A 23,624-nucleotide genomic window follows, 5' to 3' on the forward strand; every position below is an offset into this window, starting at 1 on the left:
ACTAGACAAAACCTAAATAGCCGAAGACTCCCGCCGTGGCGACCACGATCAGGGGATTCACCTTCGTAAAGACGAAGATCAGGGTGCATACGCCGGTGACGGCGTATGCGCGCCAATCGTGGTCGGCGGCTCGGCTCATCACCAGGGAGGTTGCCAGGATGAGCCCGACCGTCAGCGGTGCCAAACCTCTCTCGACCGCGATGCGCCATTTCGATTTCTGCGCCCGCTGCCAGAATCGGGTTACCGCATACACCAGGGACGCGGCGGGAAACACCATGGCGACCGTCGCGATGACTCCGCCGAGGATTCCCCCCGCGACGCCACCGACGGGAAGGCCTGCGGCATATCCGACCATCGCCACGATCAGAATGCTGGGACCCGGCGTGGTCTGGGAGATCGAAAAGATGTCGGCGAATTGCGAATTGGTCAACCAGTGTTCGTCGCGCACTGATCGAAGGTGCATCTCCGGTAGCACCGCATTGCCACCGCCGATGGACATCAGCGACAGTGATCCGAACAACACCACCAGCTGCCAATAGGTGCTCACGTGGACACCTTCCTGGGCCACGCCCAGAAGAGCGCCAACGGGGCGAGGAGCGCCAGCGTCGCCAGTAGGGGCCAGCGCATCAACCCGTTGAGCGCGAAGCTGGCGGCGAACAAGAGCACCGGGATCAGGCTGGTGAGGCACTTCTGTCCGGTCTTGATCACCATCGCCAGCGTGAGCGCCACGGCGGCCGCGGAAGCGCCGTGCAATACGCCCTTGACGGCGGGTACTTCTTTGAAGCGAAAGTAGAAGTACGACACCGCCAACACCAGAACCAGCGGTATCAGGCAGAGACCGACGACGGCCGCGATGGCGCCCAGGACACCGCGCATCTTGGTGCCGACGAAGACGGCCATGTTGATCTGATTGGCCCCCGGCAGAATCCGGCACATCGTCATCGCGGATAGGAATTCCTCCTCGCCGAGCCACTTCCTCTCGACGACGAGCACCTCGCGCGACCATGCCGACAAGCCACCCCCGAATGAGGCCAGTGCGATGTGGTTGAACGTCCACGCCAAGCGAAACAGGGACACTCGCGGCAGTGGGGGATCGCTGTCACCGCTACTCATGCATGAGTTCCGGATCGTGTGGGAAGTCGTCCTCATAGTGTTGACGTGAATCCAGCGGATCGGGCGGATCGTACTGATGGGAAAGATCCCAGTCGGTGTCGAAGACGTCTTTCAAGCGGGCAACCACAAGGGGGTCGGTGATGGTGATCCCAAGTTCGCGACGCAGGTCGAAGGCGCTGCGATCGATGTTCATCGAGCCCACCAGCGCCTGGGAGTTGTCGATGATGAGTAACTTGGCGTGCACCCTGAGGTTCTTCTGCTTGTGCACCTTCACTCCAATGCGACGCAATGTCCGTAGCGACGCGAACGTGTCCAGAATGTCCCATTCACTGATGCCGTGCCTGCCCCCGCACAGCACACGCACCCTGACACCGCGGTCCACTGCCGCGGCGACACGGTCCAAGATGACAGCATCCACATACTTCGGATGTTGAATGTCGAGCCGCTGCTCAGCCGCGTCGATGAACTCCGCCATGTGATAGCGGGAGTTCGCATTGCTCCATAACAGGCCGTCGAAGAGTGAAGGTGCCCAGTCACGGTGCTCCCAGTCGGCCTCGAATACTTCGACGATCTGCTTGACATGACTGGGCACGACCGTGACGACGCCATAGTCACGTGTTCGCGTGAAGTACTTCTCGCAGAGGTTGAAGGTCGCCACCAATGCGGCCTTGCCGTCGACGACTATCGATTTCTCATGCGTCACATAGAATTTCGGACTAGACCAAGCGACGTTCACCCCGGCAGTGGTGAGCCTCTCGAAGGTGTCGTCGTTGGCGCGATTGCCTCCGGACCGCTGCGGGTTGAGCATCACTCGAATGTCGACACCAGCCTTGCGGCGCGCGATGACCGCGTCGATCAAGCCTTCCTCGGTGAAGGTGAATTGTTTGATGAGAAGCGATGTTTCTGCGCTCTCAATGAACTGACGAACCGGTTCCAGGCCGTCGTCCGGCTCGACGATCAGGCGAGGCGCGAAGGGGGACACAAGAGCAGAAGCTAGCACCAAGATCGCGCGGTGGTCTGCCATTCACATGAACACTTCGATCCGGCTGGCAACGCCATTGAACCCCAATGCAACTGGCCGCGCTGTTACGGCGTGGCCGGCCGTCGTACCGCAGCCGGCGTAGTAGACCTCCGGAAGATCCGGGTTTTGAGCTCGGTTGCCCGCTTTTCCACCACGAACCAACTCGATGCGGCTACCGGCAAGGTGGCCGCCGTGGCGATGGCGAAGAACAACACGGGATTCAACCGGACAAGCCAGAAGGTGGCAAGCATCTGTTGGATAGGGAATGCGTAGATGTACACGCCGTACGAAAGATCGTTGCGCAGCCGCGCTCTACGGACCAGGGCGCCCGAAACGATGATGGCGTAGGCCAGGGGCAGCGCACCTATGACTCGGTAGTTTTGGGTGAATCCGGACGCCATCACAATGGCGGCGCTGAGCATGACCAACGACCAGCGGGCCGGTATCCGGTCTTGGTACTGATAGAACATTGCACCCGCGAGGAACACGACGAAGAACCGGGCCAGCATCTGTGGCCAGCTGAACATCGGTGGGGTGTAGGAGACGTAAGCCGCCCAGATTGTCGCCAAGACGAACAGAGCTGGAATAACCCAGCGGCGCTTCAGAAGTCCTAAGACGCCAAGGACGGAGACCATGACGTCACAGAGCAGAACGAAGAAAAGGGTCCAGATAGATCCGTTCCACACCCCCGGAAACGGCACATCGGCGGGAGTGCCGTCGATGCCGATGTAGGCCACGTTGAGTAGGGCGTTGTTGATCACATATCCGAGCTCTGCCGATAACGAAATCGGCGTGTTCTGGACCTTGGCTGTGATCGGAGCGATCACGAAGGCGATCACAAGCAAACACACCCATAGTGCCGGGAAAATACGCAAAACTCGCGAGGCCCAATACTCCTTAAGGTACGGGCGACGCATCCACGCGGCAGTGATGAGGAAACCTGAGATGGCGAAGAATCCGTCGGCAAAAATATTGCTGAGCAGCCGCACGATTGGTTCGTAGCCAATCTCGCGGCCGGTAAGGGGCCATGAATGATAGAAGACCACGCCGATCGCAAGAATGAGACGCCACAGAGTCAGCGCATTGTGCTGTCGATCAAATACCTGCTCAAGCTTCATAATTCCCCGAGGCGCCGATGCTGTGTGTTTACTCTTGCGAATGAACATACTGCACAATCCCCACCTGCACCCGACCTACCTCGCTTGAGGAATCTTCAGACCTCAAGTGCTCAAGTTATTTGCGAATTGCTCGAGCTTCTCTGAGGTCGAACGAGCGAATTCTGTTGGTTCCACGTCGCGCTTTACCCGCTTCCGCCCGCGGAGGTCGACTATGGCCGGTAGTGACGTATAAGTAAAGGTCACAGCCATGGACAGCAGATATGCCCGGTTGGGTTCACAAGGGTGAAAGCAGGCGGGAAGAATTTCGCGGCACTCATTGATTCATTGCTGCTGTGCTGCTGTAAAGCAGTGTCCGGAAGACCGGGACGCCAGTGATACGCCGCGGCGACTGAATTTGCTTGCGAGCGGGGACCGTGGCAATAGTTATTCGCGAAACAGATTTGCGTGGAGAAGCTGCTCCACGTTGCTTATCCGCACGCTGCGGACAAACCGAAGTTCAGATAAACGGGCAGTTCGGTTACGACGCCGCGGGGCCAGGAGAGATCTCGATGGCCACCGAGGCCTGCTGACGACGGGTAATCCAGACCCCAAATTCACTCAACGGCCCCAACAGCCAGTACTTCTGGTTGACGATCTTGCGGACCTTGGGAGTGTCATCGAAGTCCAGGACCCGCGCGGTGCCGGTCACTACCGGTGCTCCGGGGATGAGCTGACCGCGAACACCGCAGGGCTGCAACGTCACCGATGAGTTGCGCCGAACGCGTCTGATCTTGTACGCCGCGACTTCTGAGAAGAAGTAGAGCTTGCCATCGGCGGGAGCAATCCAGACCGGCGTGGATACCGCCGCACCGTCTTTTCGGTAGCTCGTCAACGACACGTAGTTCGCCCGGCCGACCACATCCCAATCCGTCATTCGTTGTCCTCTCATCGGCCGGTTCATCCCGATTCTGTCGCAGACGGCGGTCGATCGCACCCGGCGCGAGCGGGCACATGCAGTCGGCCGGGGCTTACAGGAGCGCTGGCCGCACTGTGAGGTGGGTTTTTCTTTTCCATAATGTCCACGGAAACGATGGGGAAACACATCCCGGTCACTGTGGTGACATGGCCGCACCAGGCGAGATGAGTACGTCGACGCGCACCGCGTGCTCGTACTGCGGTGTGGGCTGCGGTATCGAGGTCCAGACGAAGCCCGGCCCTAGGGGCCCGGTTATCGCACGGGTATCGGGCGACAAGCTTCACCCGACCAATTTCGGCCGCCTGTGCACCAAGGGGGCCACCCACGCCGAGTTGATGGAGGCCGTCGACGGCCGTCTGAAGACCGCGCTGGTCCGGCCCTCTCGTGGTGCGGAGCTTGTCGAGACGCCCGTGGATGTCGCAGTGACCGAGGCCGGGCAGAGGCTGCGTTCGATACTCGATGAGCACGGGCCCGATGCGATCGCGCTGTACGTATCGGGTCAGATGTCGATCGAAGCGCAGTACCTGGCCAACAAGCTGGCCAAGGGATTCATCCGCACCGTACACATCGAGTCCAATTCACGACTTTGCATGGCCAGCGCCGGGACCGGATACAAACAGTCGCTCGGGGCAGACGGCCCACCGGGTTCGTACACGGACTTCGATAGCGCTGATGTGTTCTTCGTCATCGGCGCAAACATGGCTGATTGTCACCCCATTCTGTTTCTCCGGATGGCGGACCGGTTGAAGGCCGGCGCGAAACTCATCGTCGTGGACCCGAGGCGTACCGCGACCGCCGACAAAGCCGACTTGTTTCTACAGATCAACCCGGGCACCGATCTGGCGCTTCTCAATGGGTTGCTTCATCTTCTGGTGAAGTCCGGCGATATCGACGAGGAGTTCATCGCCGAGCACACCGAGGGCTGGGCGGCGATGCCCGAGTTCCTGGCCGACTATCCGCCCGAGGTGGTAGCCGAAATCACCGGTATCCCCGAAGCCGATATCCGCGCCGCCGCCACCATGATCGGACAGGCCGGCGAGTGGATGACGTGCTGGACCATGGGATTGAACCAGAGCACGCATGGCACCTGGAACACCAACGCGATTTGCAATCTTCATCTCGCCACCGGTGCGATTTGCCGTACCGGTAGCGGCCCCATGTCACTGACCGGTCAACCCAACGCCATGGGTGGACGGGAGATGGGCTACATGGGTCCGGGCCTGCCCGGCCAGCGATCCGTGGTCAGCGCCGATGACCGAGTGTTTGTGGAACAGGAGTGGAGCCTGGCGCCACAGACCATCCGAACCGAGGTGGGCCCGGGAACCATCGCGATGTTCGACAGCATGGCGGCGGGCAATATCAAGGCGTGCTGGGTCATCTGCACTAATCCTGTTGCCACAGTGGCGAATCGGGGCACCACGATCACCGGGCTGGAGACCGCGGAACTGGTCATTACCCAGGACACCTACGCGGCCACCGCCACGAACCGCTACGCGGACATCGTCCTGCCTGCCACTTTGTGGGCAGAAGCCGACGCGGTGATGATCAATTCGGAGCGCAACCTCACCTTGCTCCAGCAGTCCATCGCCCCGATCGGTGAATCCCGACCCGATTGGCAGTTGATCTGCCAAGTCGCCACCGCGATGGGATTTGGTGAGCAGTTCAGCTATTCGTCCAGTGAGGAGGTGTTCGACGAGATTCGCCGGTTTTGGAATCCGAAGACGGGCTACGACCTTCGCGGCGCCAGCTACGAGCGCCTGCGCGACACTCCGTTGCAGTGGCCGTGTCCTCCAGACGATGCGAACGATCGCCACCCGATTCGCTACCTGAACGACGGCGTCAGCCAGAGTCTTTTCGTCGACGCTGCCGGGCATCAACCGCGGTTGGCGTTCGCGACCCCGTCGCGCCGTGCGGTCTTTCACCCACGCCCGCACATGGATGCGCGCGAGCTGCCCGACGACGACTACCCGTTCATCTTGAACACGGGCCGCCTGCAACATCAATGGCACACCATGACCAAAACGGGGCAGGTGGCCAAGCTCAACAAGCTCAACAGTGACCCCTTCGTCGAAATCCATCCCGAAGACGCCGCCGAAATGGGCATCGCCGACGGACAACCGGTCGAATTGCACTCGCGGCGCGGGCGCGCTGTGCTGCCCGCGCTCGTCACGGACCGTGTGCGGCCGGGCAACTGCTTTGTGCCCTTTCATTGGAACGATGAGCACGGCGAGTACCTCGCTATCAACGCACTCACGAGCGATGCCGTGGACCCCGACTCGCTGCAGCCCGAGCTGAAAGTGTGTGCGGTCAGGATGCGACCCATCGCGGTCGTCCAGCAACCCGATCGACCGGAGGCAACATCCATGCACCCCGTCGCAGAAGCGCTCGGCCTGGCATCGCAGCCCGTGCCCAATCTGGTCGAGAGCGAACAGGTCTACCTGGCTGGGTTTTTCACCACTCTGGAGCGGGGAGGGGAGGGAGTTCCCGTCTTGCCCGCGGGGGCGCCCGTTAGTGATCTGGTCCGGCTCTGGGTCGACGGAGCGTTGGCGGGCATGTACTCCCGCACCGGCGATTCGGCGCCACGGCCGGTCGGCGCACCGCTACCCGCCTCACGGCCGACGCCATTGGTGCTGTGGGCATCCCAGACGGGCAATGCCGAGGACTACGCCACCAACCTTGCGGCACAGCTGAGTTCCACGGGTGCGCCGCCGCGGATCGTCAACATGGATGACTGCGGGATAGCCGATCTCGCCTCCGCCACCGACGTCCTGGTCGTCACGAGCACGTTCGGAGACGGCGGCCCTCCTGATAACGGTGCCGACTTCTGGGACCGCCTGCATGCATCGGATACGCAGTTGACCGGGATCCGTTTTGCGGTCTTGGGAATTGGTGATCGTGCCTACGAGAACTTCTGCGGGCACGCCAAATCCATCGATGAACGATTGGCAAGTCTGGGCGCGGTCCGTTTGATGGACCGGCTCGATTGCGAGATCTACGATGACGAGCCCCTGGCGCAATGGGCACGTCAGGTGACGGATCTGATCACGACCCAGGAGGAGCCGGTCGCCCCGGTGGCGGTCCCCGCCGCAAGCCCCCGACCTTCGAGCACAGGCGCACCCGAACCGTTCACCCGCAACAGTCCCGTCGCGGCCCGTTTGACTCGTAACACTGTGCTGACACCGCGTTCCTCCTCAAAAGAGGTGCGACATTTCGGGTTTGACATCTCCGAGCATGGCGTCGCCTACAGTGTTGGCGATGCACTCGGGGTCTGCCCGACCAACTGCGACAGCGCCGTGGACGCCTGGCTCTCCGGCACGGGGCTGCGTGCCGACGAAATCGTCGAGGTCGACGGTGCAGAACGGACCCTGCGCGATGCGCTCACCTACTCCTACGACATCGGGCGGATAACCCCGAATCTGCTGAGCTTCCTCGCCGACAACACCACCAACACGGCAGCGGCCAAGGACCTCCATGAGGCACGAAAGAACCTTGCATCATGGGTGATTGGCCGCAACGGCGTGGATGCCGTGCAAGAATTTCCCGTCCGAGCCACCGCCGAGCAGTGGCAGGACGTATTGGTGCGGTTGACCCCCCGCTGCTATTCGATTTCCTCCAGCCCGCTGGTCAGCCCGCACGAAGTCCAGTTGACGGTCTCCGTCGTCCGATACCGGGGGACTGGCGGCGCCGAACGAGGGGGCGTGTGCTCGACATTCCTTGCCGACCGCGCCGATCACACGCCGGTTCCCGTGTTTCTGCAGAAGTCCCCGCATTTCCGACCCCCGGAGGAGTCGCGGACTCCGATGATCATGATTGGCCCGGGAACCGGAATCGCACCGTTTCGGGGATTCCTACACGAGCGTCGAGCGCTCGGCCACACCGGCCGTAACTGGCTCTTCTTCGGCGATCAGCATGCTGCCCAACACTTTTACTATCGAGACGACCTGTCCACCATGGCCGATGACGGCTTTCTGTCCAAGCTTGATGTCGCCTTCTCTCGTGACCAGAAGGACAGGGTCTATGTGCAGCACAAGATGATGGACAACGGTGCCGAGCTATGGGCATGGCTGCAGGACGGTGCCCACCTCTACGTATGCGGGGACGCATCCCGGATGGCCAAGGACGTCGACACCGCTCTGACCTCAATCATTGAAAAACATGGGCGGCTCTCGGCCGAGGGTGCTCACGATTACAAGCGCGAACTGGTCGCCAGTAAGCGGTATCTGCGAGACGTCTACTAGACGCGACTTGACATATCGTGCCGAGAATCGTAGGTATACAGCACTTCTCACGGTGACGATACAGACGGCGGAGAGAACCTTGTCATCCCGACGACAAGTGAGAGCCGGTCAATGAAACACCGGATTTGTACGGTGCTCAGATCGCCTCGCGCTGCCGCCAAAGTTGAAGGAGCCACCGTTGACGTACGTGAAACCGCCCGAGCTGGCCCAAGCGCTTATCGATGCCGGCGAGTCGAAGATCTTCATGTCGACCCGGGACACGCTGATTCGTGCGTACATGGCCGGTGCGATGCTCACACTCGCCGCTGCCTTCGCGGTCAAAGTGACCGTCGACACCGGGTCTCCGATTCTGGGCGCGGCACTGTTCCCGGTTGGTTTCTGTCTGCTGTATCTCCTGGGCTACGACCTGCTGACCGGGGTGTTCGTGCTGGCGCCGTTGGCCTACCTTGCCAGGCGGCCGGGCGTGACAACCGTTGGGGTTCTGCGGAACTGGGGGCTGGTGTTTCTGGGAAACTTCGCGGGGGCGTTGACGGTCGCGGTACTCATGGCGGTGTACATCACGTACGGCTTCGATGTGTCGATCAATGATGCGGGCAATCAGTTCGCCGCGTATGGACAAAAACTCGCGCACATAGGATCCGACCGCACGCTCGGGTATGCCGATCACGGCGTCGCCGGATGGCTCACCGTTTTCGTCCGGGGCATGCTGTGCAACTGGATGGTCTCCACGGGTGTGGTGGGCGCGCTGCTGGCCAAGGACGTCGTCGGCAAGGTTCTGGTGATGTGGATGCCGATCATGCTGTTCTTCGCGATGGGATTCGAGCATTCCGTGGTGAACATGTTCCTGTTTCCGATCGGCATTCTGCTGGGCGCCGATTTCACCTGGGCAGACTACTTCTTGTGGAACGAATTTCCCACCGCGCTAGGCAATTTGGTCGGCGGGCTGTTCTTCACCGGCGTAATGATCTATCTGACGCACTATCGCACGGCGCCGAAGCGCAACGCTCCGTCGACCACACAGGGCAGCGCGGTGGCGAACGCGTAATCCCGTCTATACGAGCACTTTGGCGGCGTTGCGTTCGGCGCGTTTGGCCTGGCGCTCCAGGTACTTGGCTTTGACTTCTTCGAAGTCTTCGGAGGTCTTCCTGAGATCGCCGACGATGCGGGCCAGGTCCTCGCGGTACCACTCGGCTTCGCCGTTGATGTCGTCACGCTCGAAGATGCGCCACTTGCGCAGCACCGGCAGCACCACCTCATCGAGGTGGGATTGCGGGTCGTAGACACCGCCGGTGGCGATGGTGACCGCGTTACGGCGGAAGCCGGGGATCGTGTAGCCGGGCATCGTGAAGTTGTCGAGCACCTTGTGGACAGCCTTGACCGCTTGGTTCGGGGCGATCTCCAGGCCGGCGGTCACCATGTTGCGGTAGAAGATCATGTGCAGGTTCTCATCGGTGGAGATGCGCTTGAGCAGCTCATCGGCGATGGGCTCGGCGCAGGCCTTGCCGGTGTTGCGGTGCGAGACACGGGTGGCCAGCTCCTGGAACGTCACGTACACCACCGAGTCGAACAGGCTCTCGGAGAACGGTATGTTCTGGCGGTTCTGGCCGGGGGAGAACCCGCTGGTCATCTGTGCGATGCGCAGCTTCTCGAGTTCGATCGGGTCCACCGAGCGGGTCACCACGAGGTAGTCACGGATGGCGATGCCGTGGCGATTCTCCTCGGCGGTCCACCTGTTCACCCAGGTACCCCAGGGTCCGTCCATGGTGAAGTTCATGGCGATCTCGCGGTGATACGAGGGCAGGTTGTCCTCGGTCAGCAGGTTGGTGATCATGGCGACCTTGGCCAGCTCGGAGAGCTTGGACTGCTCGGGATCCCAGTCCTGTCCGCCTAGAGCCTTGTAGTTCTTGCCCTCTGACCAGGGGACATAGTCATGCGGGTTCCAGTCCTTAGTGACGCCGAGGTGGCGATGGACATTCTCCTCGACCACGGGCTCAAGCTCATGGAGCAGCTCCAGGTCGGTGAAAGCCTTCTGCATGGATACGTCCTCATAGTGGGGGGCCAGACAGAAACCGCAACTAGCAGTACCCGTATCCAGCAGTTACAGAAATCTAGCATGTCTTGACGGCTCACAGGTATGTACAGCGATTACTCGTCTAATTGAGAGCATTCCGTGACCGTCTCACCGCGTGCGGCCGGCCGTGGCGCGTATTCGCCGACAGCATTGGCCGATTGTCAATCCTGTTCATCGAAAGGCGTTGAGCGCCAACTATTTGCAAGTCACCACCTCCGCATCTATCAAAAGGGGAGTAGTGTCCGTGACGTAACTATCGCCGTGGCATGTACTAGCGCCGACTGGTTTGGCTCATACGGATTCCGTTTGTTTGAGTCCCACTGAGCAACAAGGAAGTACGCATGACACAGGCTGAGTACCCCGGCCCTCCCATTCGCTTCACGCTAGGTCCACGTAAGACCGGCAGGATGAACGGGGCATGGTGGCCCCAGGACGACGGATTCATCGCGCGGGAACTCTCGCCGTTGGTGGAAGAGCTGTCCGAGCACATCGGCGCGGTCAGTGAGGTGTCACTGAACTGGAAGGCGGGGTCACCTCGGTCGAGCATGAGGTCGGCGGCGATGCCTCCGGCGCTCGCCAACCGTCCGTTCCATTGGGTGGTCACACTTCGAGGTGAGCATCGGACGGTGCGGATTCTCATGGTGCCGGCTCGTACGAACAGGATTCTGGCGAGGATGATCATGCGTCTGGCCGCGCAGATGCCTCTGCTCGATTCTCCTAAGGAGGACGAAGTCTCCGCGGCGCTCCGGATCATCATGGCCGCTTAGCGGTCGACATTGAGCTCGGCGAGCAGACGGCGGACGCGTTGTTCGATGTCGTCCCGGATGGGGCGCACCGCTTCGAGGGGCTGACCGGCAGGGTCTGCCAGCTCCCAGTTTTCGTAACGTTTCCCGGCGAAGTACGGGCAGGTGTCGCCGCAGCCCATGGTGACGACGACATCGGCGTCTCGCACGATCTCTTCGGTCCACGGTTTGGGGTACTCGCCGGTGATATCGATGCCGAGCTCGGCCATGACTGCGACCGCGGAGGGGTTGATTTCCTTTCCGGGCTCTGAGCCGCCCGACCAGGCAACCGCCCGATCGCCGGCTAAGTGTGTGAAGAATCCGAGTGCCATCTGGGAGCGGCCCGCATTGTGCGTGCACAGAAAAAGCACAGTGGGCTTGTCTTTGGTCATTGGGTCACCTTCTGGTCTGCGGTGTCGATCGAATCCGGTTGAGGGGCACGCATAATGTGGCGCCGCAGCGCCAAGGACACGTACACGAGGGCGACCAGCACGGGCACTTCGATCAGGGGGCCGACGACACCTGCCAGAGCCTGGCCGGAGGCGGCGCCCCAGGTGGCGATCGCGACAGCGATGGCCAGTTCGAAGTTGTTACCGGCGGCGGTGAACGCGAGCGTGGTGGTGCGTGGGTAGCCCAGCCTCAGGGCAGCGCCGAGCAGGTATCCGCCGCCCCACATGATCGCGAAGTAGGCGAGTAGCGGCACCGCGATACGTACAATATCCCAAGGCCGAGAAGATATCTGAGCGCCTTGGAGCGCGAACAAGGTCACGATGGTGAACAGCAGTCCCCATAGCGCCCAGGGGCCGATGATCGGCAGGAATCGGGTTTCGTACCAGGTGCGTCCCTTGGCCTGTTCGCCGATACGGCGGGAGAGGTATCCGGCCGCGAGTGGGATCCCCAGGAACAGGAGTACAGATTTGGCGATCTGCCACGGGGAGGCGGCGATGACGGTTTGCGGCAGATGCAGCCAACCGGGCAGGACGGATAGATAGAACCAACCCAAGACCGCGAACATGAGCACCTGAAACATCGAATTCAGCGCGACGAGCACGGCCGCCGCATCTCGATCACCGCACGCAAGGTCGTTCCAGATGATCACCATGGCGATGCACCGCGCCAATCCGACGACGATCAGGCCGGTGCGATACTCGGGCAGATCCGGTAGCAGCAGCCACGCCAGCGCGAACATCAACGCCGGGCCAAGCACCCAGTTCAAGACCAGCGAGCCGATCAGCAGCCTGCGGTCAGCGGTGACGGCACCGAGGCGGTCGTAGCGCACCTTGGCCAATACCGGGTACATCATGATGAGCAGTCCGATCGCGATAGGCAGCGAGATCCCTTCGACCTGAACTCTTTCCAGCACACTGTTCAGCCCGGGGATCCAGCGACCCAGCAGCAACCCGGCCGCCATCGCGAGTCCGATCCACACCGGCAGAAACCGGTCCAGCATCGATAATCTCGGTGCAGCGGGTGTACTCACTCGAGATGCCCGCAGGCGCAGTCGCTGTCTTCGGCGAGGAGTTCTGGACTGGTGCCGAATGTCTCCGAATCCGCTAAAACCGTGTAGATTTCCCACTTCTCATGATCGGGTGCGGTGACCCACACCTTGTCTTGTGTCGCGAAACAACACGTGGTGCCGATTTCCTCCTCGGTGAACATGCCTGCATCGGTCAATCGGCCGATCTCGGCATGGACCTGCTCGCTGGATTCGACCTGTACCCCGAGGTGGTTGATCGTGCCGCCGTGGCCCGGGTTCTCCAACAACACCAGCTTCAGCGGTGGGGAATCGATCGCAAAGTTGGCATATCCGGGCTTACGTTTAGCCGGCTGTACGCTAAAAAGCTTTGAATAGAAGTCGATTGACGCATCGAGGTCGTCGACATTGAGCGCCAGCTGTACACGGGACACCGATTCACCTCCGGAACTAATGAGATATTTATCGAACTATTGGAATGTGGCCAGTGTGCCATGTCTTTGACATATGTCAAAGCATTCGGGATGCTGAAAGCATGCCCAAGGCTCTTCCCGTGGTAGATACCACCGGTCCCGTGTGCTGCGCACCCGTGGCGGCCGGTCCGATGAGCGACGAACAGGCCCTCGAGGTCGCGCTGCGGCTCAAGGCGCTCGCCGACCCCGTGCGGGTCAAGATCATGTCTCAGCTCTTTGGCGCGTCCACGGGAGAGATCATCAGCGGTGATCTTGCGGGCATCCTCGGACTCGCCGAGTCAACCATCAGTCACCACATGAATCAGCTGAGAAAGGCGGGGCTGGTGGAATCAGACCGCCGCGGGATGAACGTCTATCACCGCCCGGTTCCGGATGCACTGACCGCGTTGTGCACGGTCCTGGATCCCAGCTGCTGCCAATAGAATCGACCGATGTCGACGACCACCCGCAGTGACAGCGCTCCTTCATGCTGATCGGTATCGCGGCGGCCGTGCTGGCCTGCCTGGGATATGGAACCGCGTCCGTCCTGCAGGGATATGGCGTCCGCCAATCCGCGAGCAACGTTCACGGGCGGTCCGATAAGGGTGCACCGTCGCTGAACTCGACAATCGCCGCGATGCTGACTCCGGCATTCATCGCCGGGATGGTTCTCGATCTCGTCGGGTTCGCGGGCACCCTGGTGTCGGCCCGGTTGATTCCACTGTTTCTCTCCCAGACGATCATGAGTGCGAACCTGGCGGTCACCGCGGTGCTCGGCATCGCCGTACTGGGTGTGCGCCTGCAACGACGGGACTGGTTGGCCATCTCGGCCGTGCTGCTGTCGCTGTGTGTCCTGGCGTTGACTGCCGGTCCTCGTGGCGAGGATTCCGCGGAGCCCTCGGTGCACTGGGGCGTGTTGATCGCGTCGGTGGCGGTGCTGCTCGCCGGTCTGGGTCTTATTCGCCTCTTGGGCTCACGCGCCGCAATTCCCGCGGGGTTGCTGGCCGGGATTCTTTATGGCGCAATGTCTGTCGCGGTCAGGGTGGTTGACGGGCTCGATCCGCTACGGGTGAAGGTCCTGCTGTCCGATCCCGCCGCCTACGCGATGATCCTCGCCGGGGTGGGCGGCTTCTACCTGTTTACCGTTGCGCTGCAAGTGGGTTCGGTGAACGGCGCGGCCGCGGCATTGGTTGTGGGGGAGACGGTCGTACCCGGTGTAACCGGCGTATTGCTGTTGGGCGACGGTGCGCGCCCGGGATGGGGATGGCTTGTTGCCGTCGCGTTCGTGGTTGCGGTCGTCTCGGCGGTGAGTGTGGCCGCGTTCGGTGCCGTCGAGAACACGCAGTCGACGGCGCCGGAGCCGGCGCGCTAAATCAGTTCGACGCGTTGAGGATCTTGATCGCGAAGACGAGTGTGTCTCCGGGGCGGATGCCTGCGCTGGGCTGCCCGGTCGGATAGCCGTCGGCGGGGACCATCGCGACGGCGACGGTCGAGCCGACATGTTGGCCCGCGATGGCCTTCTTGAATCCCGGTACCACCCCATTAAGCGGGAACTGGGCCGGCGTGCCACGCGTGTAGGCGCTGTCGAACACGGAGCCGTCGCGCCCGTTGACGCCCATGTAGCAGACCGAAACCGTGGCCAGGTCTCCGACGATCGGTCCGGACCCTGCCTGGAGTGTGTGCACCTGGGTCTCGGCCACGCTGAATGGGGCGGTCACGTTGACATTCGGCGCCGCGGTGTCTGTGGACCCGGTGACGGCGACATTTCCTGTGCTACCCGCCAGGGTCCACTCGGGTGTGCCGGAGCCCTGCGGCGCTGCCGTGGGGCACCCGCTGGCCGTGGTGGGCGGGTCGGCGGGGGCTGACTTGGCCTCCGTGTCGGAGCCGCAGGCGGCCAGCGTCACAACGAACGAGGCGGCGCAGGCGGCAAGTGCGACGGAGGGGTACACGCGCGAGGAGTTCACGGTCGCCACGCTAACAGCCGCGTGGAGACCGCCTGCGAGTGCCGAGTCAGTGGCGTCCACGCAGCGGGGCGGCGACACTGCCCGGGTATCGGCACGCCTCGACGAACTCGCTCAATCGTGCTTTCCTCCGTCGGTCCGCGAGTAACTTTCAGATTGGAGCTGCCGAGTCAACTGCCGATACGAGGTGGATGATGACGGATGTCGATTACTGCATCGTCGGTGCGGGTTTTGCCGGACTGGTCGCCGCACTGCGCCTGAAACAGGCGGGACGCTCGATCGCGCTGCTGGAAGCCCGTGACCGGGTCGGTGGGCGCACATTCACCGAGGTGTTACCCGATGGGACGTGGGTCGATCGAGGTGGCGCCTGGATTGGCCCCGGCCAGGACTGAATCTATGCGTTGATGAGCGAGTTCGGTGTAGCCGAGTACAAGCAGTACACCGGTGGTGACGCGATGATGATCGTCGACGGCACGACGCATCGCTATCGCGGAACCATTCCGTGGAGCATGAGCCCATGGGCCATCGCGAACCTTGGCGCCGGCCTGCTCGAGGTCATCCAGATGTGCAAGTCGATTCCGCTGGAAACACCGTGGAGTGCCAAGAGAGCCGCACAGTGGGATCGAATAAGTGTTGGCCACTGGCTTGGCACCCGCATCAAGTCCAGGAAAGCCCGAGAGATGCTCGAGATGGCGCTAGCCGGCACGTACACGTCGGCAGCGTCGGAGACATCGATGTTGTGGATGCTGACCCAGATGGCCTCGGGGGGCGGCCCAGTCTTCGTGATTTCGGCCAAGGACGGCTCGCAGGATGCCCGACCGGTGGGCGGGATGGGCGCGATCTACCGCCCGATCGCCACTGAACTCACTGAGGCACTGCGTCTTTCGCAGCCGGTACGAAGCATTGCGCAAGATGCGGACGGGGTAACGGTTCGTGCCGACCACCTGACGGTACGGGCACGCCGGGTCATCGTGGCCGTACCGTTGGCGATCGCCGGACAGATCGCCTATGAGCCGATGCTGAGCGCGGACCGCGGCCTGCTGCAGCAACGGATGCCCGGCGGCGCGGTTATGAAAATCTCGGTGGTCTATGACGAACCGTTCTGGCGCGGGGACGGGCTATGCGGACAATCCGCCGCACCGGGCACTCCCGCGACGTTGACGATCGACGCCTGCACCGATACCGGAACGCCCGGCATCATGTGTGTCATTACCGAAGGACCGGCCGCGCGTGCTCTTGGGCGCCTCGACGAATCCGCGCGCAGGGCGACGGTCATCAGGGAACTCGTCGACCGGTTCGGGCCCAAAGCCGCGTCACCGCAGGGCTATCACGAGCAGAACTGGACCACCGAGAGGTATTCCGGTGGAGGAATGATCAGTCATGCGCCAACCGGGGTGATGACGGAGTTCGGGCCCGCGCTGCGTCAGCCGTGTGGCCGCATCCACTGGGCCGGAACCGAGAGTTCTGCCGTCATGCTGGGGTGGGTCGACGGCGCCATTCGCTCAGGCGAGCGCGCCGCGGTCGAGGCGATGTCCGCGGAGGGCGTATCGCGCTAGCCGGGGCTACTCGTAAACTGCTGCCATGAAATGGTTCTCACGGAGGCGCAGCGAAGACCGCGAGCCCGTTCCGCTCAGCGCTGAGGCCGCCTCTGTGGTTGACCAGCTCGTTGATCACCATCACGATCGCGAGTGGCCCACGGCGATCGGCTGGCACCTGCCTGACGAAGAGCCGCCCTGGGAGGCACTGCACGAGCTGCGTAGTACGGGTTACTGCGAGGTCGAGCGGGACGGTGACGAGGTCGAGGTGGATTTCACCGAGCTTGGGCGCCGCACCTTCACGTGAGACTTTGGGTGGCCTCGCTAGGGGACAATCTCGTCGAGCGCCGCACGAGCGTTGAGTCGGCAGGCGAGATAGCTTGGGCTGCAAGTAGAAAGGCTGGCCGCCTAGGATTCCTGGACGGCCAGCCGGGCGCATCTTTCGAGCGCTGTGAGAACCTTAGACGGTCTGCACTGAGACAGCCTGGGGGCCGCGATCGCCGGCTTCTTCTTCGAAGCTGACGCGATCGTTCTCGTTGAGGCTGCGGAAGCCGCCCTTGTCGAGGATGGCCGAGAAATGAACGAACAGGTCCTTATTACCGTTGTCCGGGGTGATGAATCCGAATCCCTTTTCGGCGTTGAACCACTTCACGGTGCCTTGAGCCATGCGATTACTCTCCTGAGTGTCTAATTGCGGGGTCGACATTCGACCCTGGGTCTTGCGGAGGTACGCGAAATCAAAGCAACCGGCAAAAGTCACGGAGATTGGGTATGTGTCCGCCGCGGAAAATCTTCGCGAGCGTGTCACTAAGAAAATCAACCGTTTTGACCATATCAGAGGTTCAGCCCGATAACCAATGGCCGACAGTAGTTCGGTGTGGCAGCACATGAATTGGCCACTGGATTCGGAACCTCGGGGAGTGGAGCGATTCGCCCAAACTGCTTGATACCGAACGGAGCTCGACGCTACGCTGAACGTCGAGACTTTAAGGCGAACCCAGGAGAAGCGACGCCGATGAGCCGCTACTGGCAGTCGTATTGGTACCAGGTGATGTGCACCGAAGACCGGAACCCTGGCTGGAAGCCGCTCCACTCCGGTCCGCTCCATCAGGTGCCGAACAAGTCCCTGGTGACCGGCACCCTCGCCGACTGGGTTGTCCCCGTTCTTGAAGACGCGGCGGACGAGATCGACTGGATCTCAGGGGAGATCCGGATCGACTGCTACACCGACGCCGTGCCGGCACCCGGCACCCTGCCATTCTTCTGTAGCGATACCCGTGACGTGCCCCGTATCAGCTATTACCGGCGCAATTTCGAGCCTAATCAGTGATGTCGCAACGGTCTCAGTTGGGCAAAGGTACTGCGTCTTACCCGCGATGTGGGGACTTATCGCCGCCGCGTGGCTTTAGTGTTGGCTGTTATGGCGGGACTTGTCGGTTACGTGAAGCGCTGGCGCACAGCCCTTCACGTAACCGTGTCGGCATCGGTGCTTGCCGGCCTCGGACTCCCCATTGCGCCGGTAGCCCATGCGGCTGCGGCCGCGGCGACGTTGTCGGTGACATCGACGTGGCAGACCGGTTTCATCGCTAGTTTCACGATCACCAACTTGAGCACGGTGCCGCTCTCCGATTGGCGGCTTGAGTTCGACCTGCCGATCGGAGAGTCCATCCGACACACGTGGAGTAGCACTGTGACGCAATCTGGTACGCACTACGTGCTGAGTCCCGCGAACTGGAACCGCATCATCGCGCCGGGAGGTTCGGCCACCGGCGGTCTACGGGGAGTGCTGAGCGGTTCCTACACGCCACCGTTGAACTGTGTGCTCAACGGGCAAGTTCCGTGCAGCTAGAGGCTGCGGTGCGCAGAAACCAACCAGGCCGGTAACTGAGCGCGTCCGTCGGAGCCGATCGTCACACCGCGATACTCGAAGCCCTCGGGCAACTGGCTGGGAACATTCACCCAGGCTCGTGCGCGCCGGATCTCGTCGATGACCAAGTGCCGCCCCACGATGCTGTGCAGCTGCTGTTCGGTGAAGGGCCGGGGCCCGAATCCGGCATCCGGCGGAAAGGCCTCGGTCGCAAAAACAAGTGCAAAGAACTTTCCGCCGGGCCTGAGCGCTTGCGCCAGCGATCGCACATAGCTTTCTCTGAGCTCATCGGGTAAGCAGTGAAATACAAGGCCATCAATGACGGTATTGAAATAATGGTGGTAGCCGGTATCTGCGGTCAGATCAGCTGTATTGAAAATAGCATCCAAGCCGAGCTGGGCGGCCGCTCTCTGCGCTTTGTCTATCGCACTGCCAGATAGATCGAGACCCACGACTTGGTACCCATGACCGGCCAGCTTCAGCGAGGTCAACCCCACCCCGCATCCAGAATCGAGGATCGGGCTCTCGAAACGACCTTGCCGGTGTAGAGCTGCTATTTCGGGTTGCATCTCACCGATATTCCAACCCGGATCGCCAGGTGCGTAAACGGCTTCGCCCTTGTACAACTCGTCCCAGTCCACGGCATTCACATCAAATGTTGGCATATTGCCGATATTAGGTGCGATATCCATGGGCGGCAACAAATTGTTTTGCGCAAGCTGACCATTTTTCAAAGGGTAAATTACTCCCTGTTGCTGAATAGAGGCTAGGTGAAAGTTGTCAGTCTGCTGAAAGTCGATAACAAATTGGAAACGTATTACGCGGTATTTACGGGACGGTTTAGAAAGATCGCACGTGGGTAGAGGATGATCGTGGCGGCCCTGCGGCTAATGGTGAGCGGAGGCGATGAGACGTTCCGCCAGCTGAGCACTCGCCGGTCCGAGTTGAGATTGTTCGGCCGACGCGAGGTAGATCTTCCATGTGATGGCGGGGCGTACGGTGAGCGCGCGCACGTGCGAGAACTGTGCGGCCTCGCTGGCGGGCATGAAGATGGTGCCGAGCCCATGTTGGACCAGGCTCGCTGCGATCGAATACTCAAGGGCGACTTCATGCGGCGTGAACGCGGTGACGCCCGCAGCGGTAAAGGCGTCGTCGACCAAGCGTCGCAGGCCGAACTGGCTGGGAAAGCCGATGAGGTGTTCGTCGACGAGTTCGGTGATGCCGACGTGGCTTCGCTCGGCGAGTCGATGATCGGGTCGGCAGACAAACATCATGGGCTCTGCACAGAGGAGCCGCATCTGAATACCGGCCGGAAACCGCTCAGGTGCCGAGACCAGGGCCAGGTCGAGGGTCCCGTCGGCGATGGCCGACAGGTATGCGCTCGATCCGGTTTGGCTCTGCCGCAAGCGGATTTGAACCAGTGGATAGTCGCGGTGAAATTGCCCCAGCACCGCGGGTACGTCCAGCGGTCCAAAGGAGATGAGTGCGCCGAGATCTACCCTGCCGGTCAGCGCGCCACGGAAATCGCCGACGGAATCTTTGGCATGCCGGGCGGTCTGGATGACGCGAATGGCATGCGTGCGGAACAACTCTCCGGCCGGGGTCAACCGGATCTGCTGCCGCGTGCGGTCGAACAGTTCCACCCCGAGTTCCTTCTCCAACTTGCTCACCGATGTAGAGAGCGCGGACTGGACAACATGGGCACGCTGGACCGCGCGGGAGAAGCTCATCTCGCTGGCAACGGCGACGAAATGCTCCAACTGCCGAAGTTCCATCCGCCACCTCATCTATTTGGTAGATGAAACCTATCAAATAGATGCGTTGGACTAGATGACTTGCGTCGACTGTGATGGAGAGACACAGACGAAAAGATGAGGATGCCGGCCATGGATAAGGCTTTGAAAGCGGCAGCGATGATGAAGGCGATCGTCGCGCAGCAAGGCGCCGAGGGCGTCGAGCTGTCGTTGATGGATATGCTGTACCCGCATGCTGCCGAGAATGATGTCATCGTCCGGGTGCATGCCGCCAGCTTCACTCCCGGTGAACTCGACTGGCCTGGAACGTTTCCTGAGTCGGGTATGTCAATAGCGTTCGTGACCAACCACCTCGGCAGTCGTCTCACCGCTGTTGGCGACCTTCGGCTGCCGACGTTCGCTTCGATAGCGTGCCGACTTCTCTAACTAAAAAACCAACCAATTGCATCGAAACGCTTTGTAGCAGTATGAATTCCAGTAAGAGAAAGGTGCGCTGTGGTTGCGAGTCCGCTAGGTCGGGTCAGTGGTAGGCGTTGGTCGCCCGCCGAGATAGCACTCATAACAGCCGACACCCTCACCGAGCATGAGATTGCTGCCCGGACCGGTCGATCCAGTCGCGCGGTAGCGGCCCAGCGTCGACGTCTTGCCCAAAAGCGTCGGATGCGACTGGGGCTTTATCCGTTCCGCCGCCGCACCCGAGAGACGACGATGACCCCATTCTCGGTGCTGCAGCACCTTCCACTGCCTACTGGTCCGGCAGAACGTCCAGACTGCAGGTGAACACTGTGCGGGCTTACGGTCGAGAAAAATTGGGCAACAGGTGAAAACGGCGTCAGGGGAGCGGGTGGCGACAATTCCGGCTCGGCCCAGACGATGATGACATCGGCATCCGTGACACTAACGCTATCGACTAGCGCTCGGGCTCAGACGTTCACTCCAATGGCTCGGGCGTGAAGGTGACGTCGACCCCGCTTACGGTCATCGTCACCTGACCTTCGATCACCATCACCTGCGCCGAGACCCGTCGATCAACAGTCTGGGCCAGTTGCTGCACGGCTGCATGCGGTATCTGCACTACCGACAGGTTCGACAGCCCCGCCACTTTGGGGCCGACGGTGCGCCACCAGGTGGTGACGCCGGCGGCGAATGGGAAGAGCAGCACCCGATCGGCCTGGCTGGCCGCCTTGCCTAATGCGCGTTCATCGGGCTGGCCGACGTTGATCCACTCCAGGATCCGGCCGGTGTAGTCGACGAGCCGCAAGTCCGGCACACCAGGAGTGGACAGGCCTGGCCCGAACACCAACTCCCCGTCGACGTCGCTGAGTCTGTGCGCGCGAAGCCCAAAAGCCAACAACCGCACCACCATCCGCTCATCGGTCTCACTGGGGTGACGGGCCACGGTCAGCGAGTGATCGGCGTAGTAACCGTGATCGACATCGGAGACGCCAAGTTCGACTTTGAAGACTGTTGCAGAAAGGGCCACGTCATAGTGTCCACCCAAGTGGCGCCCACCGAGCAGTCGGGCCGCATTCAGCCGCATTCAGTAGTCAGGCCGCCGCGCCAGACGTCTGTTCGCGTCGCCACCCAGGCACGCAACCATGCAGCAACAGTGGGGTGCGCGCATGATGGGAGAGCGGCGCATTCCTCCCGATACGAACGTGCGGAGTTCATCAGAAGCGGCAGGGGAGAGCGGCCCTCCGAGACCTACGCGCAACCCACTACGGCAGGGTCGCGTAGATTCTTCGAGAACAATCCGAGCACCAACGCAGCATTCAACGAAGGCCATCATGTCCGAGGATCAGAACACAGACGTTCCACCGAATCACCTCTCCATCGATCCGCGTAGCGCCTTTTATAGCGAAGAGGTGCTTCGCCGCGACGTGGGTATTCGCTTTAATGGTGTCGAGAAAACCAATGTTCACGAATACAACGTGGCCGAGGGTTGGGTGCGTGTTGAAGTCCCCACCGCGAAGGATCGCCGCGGAAATCCGATGGTCGTCAAGCTCAGTGGCACGGTTGAACCTTTCTTCCGCTGAGCAAAATGCGGACGCCCCCTGGATTTCTATCGAGGCGGCCGCAGCGATTGATCGGGTGAACTAACCACCCAGATACGCTGGTAACCCGGCATATTCGACTTCCGGAACCGGATAAGCCGAAACCAGGACACAGGCAGAATGTCCTCCCGGCGGCAAAATCGCTTAGGACCGGCCACATTCAGTGCTTAGACGCGTACTCAACCTTGGTGACGATCCACCTGTCCTTCTGGTACTCGAGAGTGGTGGCCCAGGTCCCGTGCGCGGTCTGCGGTGCAGGGTTTCTCGGTGTCGTTACCGACCAGGCGATCTGTGACTCAACGCGGGCCTTGGTACCGGAGCACTCGACCTGCTTGCTGGTCAGCTCGGCGATATGCGAGACGTATCGATCTGCGCCCGGAATCATGCTGACGGAGCGGAATGCCTGTTCGGACTGTGTGTAAACCTCAGGGGATAGACGCTCCTTGAGTGCGGGCAGGTTCTGATCTGCGAGACCGGTGAACTCGAAGCTCAGGTGGGCAACCTCCGCGGCGGCGGCGACCGTAGTGGCGCAGTGGTTCGAGGCGCGTCGGATCACGAAGTAGGCGGTGGTGCCCACCGCGATCACTAATACTGCGACAGCTGCGACTACCGCCCATCGCATCCGGCGATACCCGGACGCCGCGGATGGAGGAGGCGTGGGTGCAGGCAAGGTTGAGGCAGCGTTCTCCGATTCAGCAGACTGGCCAGACTGTATGCCCGGCAATACGGGTCCGCCGGCAGCCAGCGGTGCAGCGAGTTCTGCTGCCAGCGTGCGCAGCTGGTTGTCGTCATCGAGATCGATCTGCTGTTTGAAGGCCTGGTCGGCCACTGCCATCACCTGGTCGCGGCTGATGGTTTGCCCCGTCAGCGCGGTGATCCGCTGGGAAAGCTCAGCGAGCCGGTCGTGCACAGTCATGCTCGCCACCCTAACCACTCCTTGAGTGTCCCTGCGGCCACCGTGATCCATTTGAAGGCGCAGCCTGTGTCGACACGATGCTTATCGATCCGGCGCATGACCAAAAGCATTGCGTTACAGGATGGTAAGTAATTACTTGGTGTAACCGGCCCGTTTGTAACTAGCGCGGATGTCGCCCTTGCTATCGTCGCGCTGTGCGCTGCCATGGGGCAGTGGCGACTTCGGAGAGTCTGCTGGCCGATATCCTCGGGGACGCGCCCACCGACAGAAGTTGTCGGGCGCTGGGATGTAAGGCTGCAGGTCGGCGGTGGCT

The 23,624-nt window shown here is 61.5% G+C and carries 23 protein-coding genes and 3 pseudogenes; 11 read left to right on the forward strand and 15 right to left on the reverse strand.

What is annotated here, in order from left to right:
- Position 1: 1 nt before the first annotated feature.
- The 5 genes from MSTE_RS12095 to MSTE_RS12115 all read right to left on the reverse strand — a co-directional run bounded on the left by MSTE_RS12095 (position 2) and on the right by MSTE_RS12115 (position 4,165).
- Positions 2-547 carry a chromate transporter gene (locus MSTE_RS12095; protein ID WP_096501487.1) on the reverse strand — a complete coding sequence of 182 codons (546 nt, stop codon included), beginning with the start codon at positions 545-547 and terminating at the stop codon, positions 2-4.
- Entirely contained in the window at positions 544-1,113 is a 570-nt protein-coding gene (locus MSTE_RS12100; RefSeq protein WP_096501489.1) for a chromate transporter, read from the reverse strand. Before MSTE_RS12100 ends, MSTE_RS12095 begins: the two co-directional genes overlap by 4 nt.
- Positions 1,106-2,095, reverse strand: coding sequence for a phospholipase D-like domain-containing protein (locus tag MSTE_RS12105; protein WP_096505788.1), 990 nt, complete (start codon positions 2,093-2,095; stop codon positions 1,106-1,108). Before MSTE_RS12105 ends, MSTE_RS12100 begins: the two co-directional genes overlap by 8 nt.
- Before the next feature lie 104 nt (positions 2,096-2,199).
- Positions 2,200-3,252 carry an acyltransferase family protein gene (locus tag MSTE_RS12110; RefSeq protein WP_096501490.1) on the reverse strand — a complete coding sequence of 351 codons (1,053 nt, stop codon included), beginning with the start codon at positions 3,250-3,252 and terminating at the stop codon, positions 2,200-2,202.
- 517 nt (positions 3,253-3,769) lie between these two features.
- Positions 3,770-4,165 (reverse strand): PPOX class F420-dependent oxidoreductase, encoded by a 396-nt coding sequence (locus MSTE_RS12115; RefSeq protein ID WP_096501492.1) that lies wholly within the window; start codon positions 4,163-4,165, stop codon positions 3,770-3,772.
- Between the two features lie 188 nt (positions 4,166-4,353).
- On the opposite strand from MSTE_RS12115, the gene MSTE_RS12120 reads away from it, so the two are divergent.
- Together MSTE_RS12120 and MSTE_RS12125 are read left to right on the forward strand one after the other, a co-directional pair.
- The gene (locus MSTE_RS12120; protein ID WP_096501494.1) at positions 4,354-8,445 is read left to right on the forward strand and encodes a bifunctional nitrate reductase/sulfite reductase flavoprotein subunit alpha; all 4,092 of its coding nucleotides are present in this window, start codon (positions 4,354-4,356) and stop codon (positions 8,443-8,445) included.
- A 178-nt stretch (positions 8,446-8,623) separates the two neighbouring features.
- Positions 8,624-9,490, forward strand: coding sequence for a formate/nitrite transporter family protein (locus MSTE_RS12125; RefSeq protein ID WP_096501496.1), 867 nt, complete (start codon positions 8,624-8,626; stop codon positions 9,488-9,490).
- Between the two features lie 6 nt (positions 9,491-9,496).
- On the opposite strand, the gene MSTE_RS12130 is transcribed toward MSTE_RS12125, so the two are convergent.
- Positions 9,497-10,480: an acyl-ACP desaturase gene (locus tag MSTE_RS12130; RefSeq protein WP_096501498.1), complete on the reverse strand. Its 984-nt coding sequence runs from the start codon at positions 10,478-10,480 to the stop codon at positions 9,497-9,499.
- 443 nt (positions 10,481-10,923) lie between these two features.
- Here MSTE_RS12130 and MSTE_RS12135 point away from each other — a divergent pair, with 443 nt between their 5' ends.
- Positions 10,924-11,283 (forward strand): DUF5994 family protein, encoded by a 360-nt coding sequence (locus MSTE_RS12135; protein ID WP_162291634.1) that lies wholly within the window; start codon positions 10,924-10,926, stop codon positions 11,281-11,283.
- Here the strand turns inward: MSTE_RS12135 and MSTE_RS12140 are convergent.
- The 3 genes and pseudogenes from MSTE_RS12140 to MSTE_RS12150 form a co-directional block, all read right to left on the reverse strand.
- Positions 11,280-11,681 (reverse strand): annotated as a pseudogene (locus tag MSTE_RS12140) (arsenate reductase ArsC); the annotation flags it as partial. The gene MSTE_RS12135 and the pseudogene MSTE_RS12140 sit on opposite strands and share 4 nt — an antisense overlap.
- Positions 11,682-11,686: 5 nt before the next feature.
- The gene (gene arsB, locus MSTE_RS12145; protein WP_096501504.1) at positions 11,687-12,748 is read right to left on the reverse strand and encodes an ACR3 family arsenite efflux transporter; all 1,062 of its coding nucleotides are present in this window, start codon (positions 12,746-12,748) and stop codon (positions 11,687-11,689) included.
- 26 nt (positions 12,749-12,774) lie between these two features.
- A complete protein-coding gene (locus tag MSTE_RS12150; protein ID WP_096501506.1) occupies positions 12,775-13,206 on the reverse strand; it encodes an ArsI/CadI family heavy metal resistance metalloenzyme in 432 nt (143 codons plus the stop codon).
- A gap of 101 nt (positions 13,207-13,307) precedes the next feature.
- Here MSTE_RS12150 and MSTE_RS12155 point away from each other — a divergent pair, with 101 nt between their 5' ends.
- Together MSTE_RS12155 and MSTE_RS12160 are read left to right on the forward strand one after the other, a co-directional pair.
- The gene (locus MSTE_RS12155) at positions 13,308-13,667 is read left to right on the forward strand and encodes an Rv2640c family ArsR-like transcriptional regulator (protein ID WP_096501508.1); all 360 of its coding nucleotides are present in this window, start codon (positions 13,308-13,310) and stop codon (positions 13,665-13,667) included.
- Positions 13,668-13,711: 44 nt separating this feature from the next.
- Entirely contained in the window at positions 13,712-14,596 is an 885-nt protein-coding gene (locus tag MSTE_RS12160) for a DMT family protein (RefSeq protein WP_096501510.1), read from the forward strand.
- A 1-nt stretch (position 14,597) separates the two neighbouring features.
- Here the strand turns inward: MSTE_RS12160 and MSTE_RS12165 are convergent, their stop codons facing one another.
- A complete protein-coding gene (locus MSTE_RS12165) occupies positions 14,598-15,128 on the reverse strand; it encodes an FKBP-type peptidyl-prolyl cis-trans isomerase (protein ID WP_081346431.1) in 531 nt (176 codons plus the stop codon).
- A gap of 251 nt (positions 15,129-15,379) precedes the next feature.
- Between MSTE_RS12165 and MSTE_RS12170 the strand changes: the two are divergent.
- A pseudogene (locus MSTE_RS12170) lies at positions 15,380-16,741 on the forward strand (flavin monoamine oxidase family protein).
- A 94-nt stretch (positions 16,742-16,835) separates the two neighbouring features.
- Entirely contained in the window at positions 16,836-17,027 is a 192-nt protein-coding gene (locus MSTE_RS12175) for a hypothetical protein (RefSeq protein WP_046255779.1), read from the forward strand.
- A gap of 153 nt (positions 17,028-17,180) precedes the next feature.
- On the opposite strand, the gene MSTE_RS12180 is transcribed toward MSTE_RS12175, so the two are convergent.
- Positions 17,181-17,387, reverse strand: coding sequence for a cold-shock protein (locus MSTE_RS12180; protein ID WP_064408839.1), 207 nt, complete (start codon positions 17,385-17,387; stop codon positions 17,181-17,183).
- A gap of 348 nt (positions 17,388-17,735) precedes the next feature.
- On the opposite strand from MSTE_RS12180, the gene MSTE_RS12185 reads away from it, so the two are divergent.
- Together MSTE_RS12185 and MSTE_RS12190 are read left to right on the forward strand one after the other, a co-directional pair.
- Positions 17,736-18,050 (forward strand): hypothetical protein, encoded by a 315-nt coding sequence (locus MSTE_RS12185; RefSeq protein WP_096501512.1) that lies wholly within the window; start codon positions 17,736-17,738, stop codon positions 18,048-18,050.
- A 90-nt stretch (positions 18,051-18,140) separates the two neighbouring features.
- A complete protein-coding gene (locus tag MSTE_RS12190; RefSeq protein ID WP_096501514.1) occupies positions 18,141-18,569 on the forward strand; it encodes a cellulose-binding domain-containing protein in 429 nt (142 codons plus the stop codon).
- Here MSTE_RS12190 and MSTE_RS12195 read toward each other — a convergent pair.
- Complete coding sequence (locus MSTE_RS12195) at positions 18,566-19,252, reverse strand: class I SAM-dependent methyltransferase (RefSeq protein ID WP_162291635.1); 687 nt, start codon at positions 19,250-19,252, stop codon at positions 18,566-18,568. The genes MSTE_RS12190 and MSTE_RS12195 overlap by 4 nt on opposite strands.
- Positions 19,253-19,474: 222 nt before the next feature.
- Positions 19,475-20,362 (reverse strand): LysR substrate-binding domain-containing protein, encoded by an 888-nt coding sequence (locus tag MSTE_RS12200; RefSeq protein ID WP_096501516.1) that lies wholly within the window; start codon positions 20,360-20,362, stop codon positions 19,475-19,477.
- 141 nt (positions 20,363-20,503) lie between these two features.
- On the opposite strand from MSTE_RS12200, the pseudogene MSTE_RS12205 reads away from it, so the two are divergent.
- Positions 20,504-20,671 (forward strand): annotated as a pseudogene (locus tag MSTE_RS12205) (NADP-dependent oxidoreductase); the annotation flags it as partial.
- 601 nt (positions 20,672-21,272) lie between these two features.
- On the opposite strand, the gene MSTE_RS12210 reads toward MSTE_RS12205, so the two are convergent.
- Positions 21,273-21,824 carry a YaeQ family protein gene (locus tag MSTE_RS12210; protein ID WP_096505792.1) on the reverse strand — a complete coding sequence of 184 codons (552 nt, stop codon included), beginning with the start codon at positions 21,822-21,824 and terminating at the stop codon, positions 21,273-21,275.
- A gap of 304 nt (positions 21,825-22,128) precedes the next feature.
- Here MSTE_RS12210 and MSTE_RS12215 point away from each other — a divergent pair, with 304 nt between their 5' ends.
- Complete coding sequence (locus MSTE_RS12215; RefSeq protein WP_005058085.1) at positions 22,129-22,377, forward strand: DUF3297 family protein; 249 nt, start codon at positions 22,129-22,131, stop codon at positions 22,375-22,377.
- Between the two features lie 178 nt (positions 22,378-22,555).
- On the opposite strand, the gene MSTE_RS12220 is transcribed toward MSTE_RS12215, so the two are convergent.
- Complete coding sequence (locus tag MSTE_RS12220; RefSeq protein ID WP_096501518.1) at positions 22,556-23,311, reverse strand: hypothetical protein; 756 nt, start codon at positions 23,309-23,311, stop codon at positions 22,556-22,558.
- Between the last annotated feature and the right edge of the window lie 313 nt (positions 23,312-23,624).

The organism is [Mycobacterium] stephanolepidis (genome assembly GCF_002356335.1).
Classification (GTDB): Bacteria; Actinomycetota; Actinomycetes; order Mycobacteriales; family Mycobacteriaceae; genus Mycobacterium; species Mycobacterium stephanolepidis.

What these genes read in the sequence shown, in the direction of transcription:
- MSTE_RS12100 (WP_096501489.1), bottom strand. Translation starts at nt 1,113, where the DNA reads ATGAGTAGCGGTGACAGCGATCCCCCACTGCCGCGAGTGTCCCTGTTT.
- MSTE_RS12110 (WP_096501490.1), bottom strand. Translation starts at nt 3,252, where the DNA reads ATGAAGCTTGAGCAGGTATTTGATCGACAGCACAATGCGCTGACTCTG.
- MSTE_RS12115 (WP_096501492.1), bottom strand. Translation starts at nt 4,165, where the DNA reads ATGACGGATTGGGATGTGGTCGGCCGGGCGAACTACGTGTCGTTGACG.
- MSTE_RS12120 (WP_096501494.1), top strand. Translation starts at nt 4,354, where the DNA reads ATGGCCGCACCAGGCGAGATGAGTACGTCGACGCGCACCGCGTGCTCG.
- MSTE_RS12130 (WP_096501498.1), bottom strand. Translation starts at nt 10,480, where the DNA reads ATGCAGAAGGCTTTCACCGACCTGGAGCTGCTCCATGAGCTTGAGCCC.
- MSTE_RS12135 (WP_162291634.1), top strand. Translation starts at nt 10,924, where the DNA reads ATGAACGGGGCATGGTGGCCCCAGGACGACGGATTCATCGCGCGGGAA.
- arsB (WP_096501504.1), bottom strand. Translation starts at nt 12,748, where the DNA reads ATGCTGGACCGGTTTCTGCCGGTGTGGATCGGACTCGCGATGGCGGCC.
- MSTE_RS12155 (WP_096501508.1), top strand. Translation starts at nt 13,308, where the DNA reads ATGCCCAAGGCTCTTCCCGTGGTAGATACCACCGGTCCCGTGTGCTGC.
- MSTE_RS12160 (WP_096501510.1), top strand. Translation starts at nt 13,712, where the DNA reads ATGCTGATCGGTATCGCGGCGGCCGTGCTGGCCTGCCTGGGATATGGA.
- MSTE_RS12180 (WP_064408839.1), bottom strand. Translation starts at nt 17,387, where the DNA reads ATGGCTCAAGGCACCGTGAAGTGGTTCAACGCCGAAAAGGGATTCGGA.
- MSTE_RS12185 (WP_096501512.1), top strand. Translation starts at nt 17,736, where the DNA reads ATGAGCCGCTACTGGCAGTCGTATTGGTACCAGGTGATGTGCACCGAA.
- MSTE_RS12190 (WP_096501514.1), top strand. Translation starts at nt 18,141, where the DNA reads ATGGCGGGACTTGTCGGTTACGTGAAGCGCTGGCGCACAGCCCTTCAC.
- MSTE_RS12195 (WP_162291635.1), bottom strand. Translation starts at nt 19,252, where the DNA reads ATGCCAACATTTGATGTGAATGCCGTGGACTGGGACGAGTTGTACAAG.
- MSTE_RS12200 (WP_096501516.1), bottom strand. Translation starts at nt 20,362, where the DNA reads ATGGAACTTCGGCAGTTGGAGCATTTCGTCGCCGTTGCCAGCGAGATG.
- MSTE_RS12215 (WP_005058085.1), top strand. Translation starts at nt 22,129, where the DNA reads ATGTCCGAGGATCAGAACACAGACGTTCCACCGAATCACCTCTCCATC.
- MSTE_RS12220 (WP_096501518.1), bottom strand. Translation starts at nt 23,311, where the DNA reads ATGACTGTGCACGACCGGCTCGCTGAGCTTTCCCAGCGGATCACCGCG.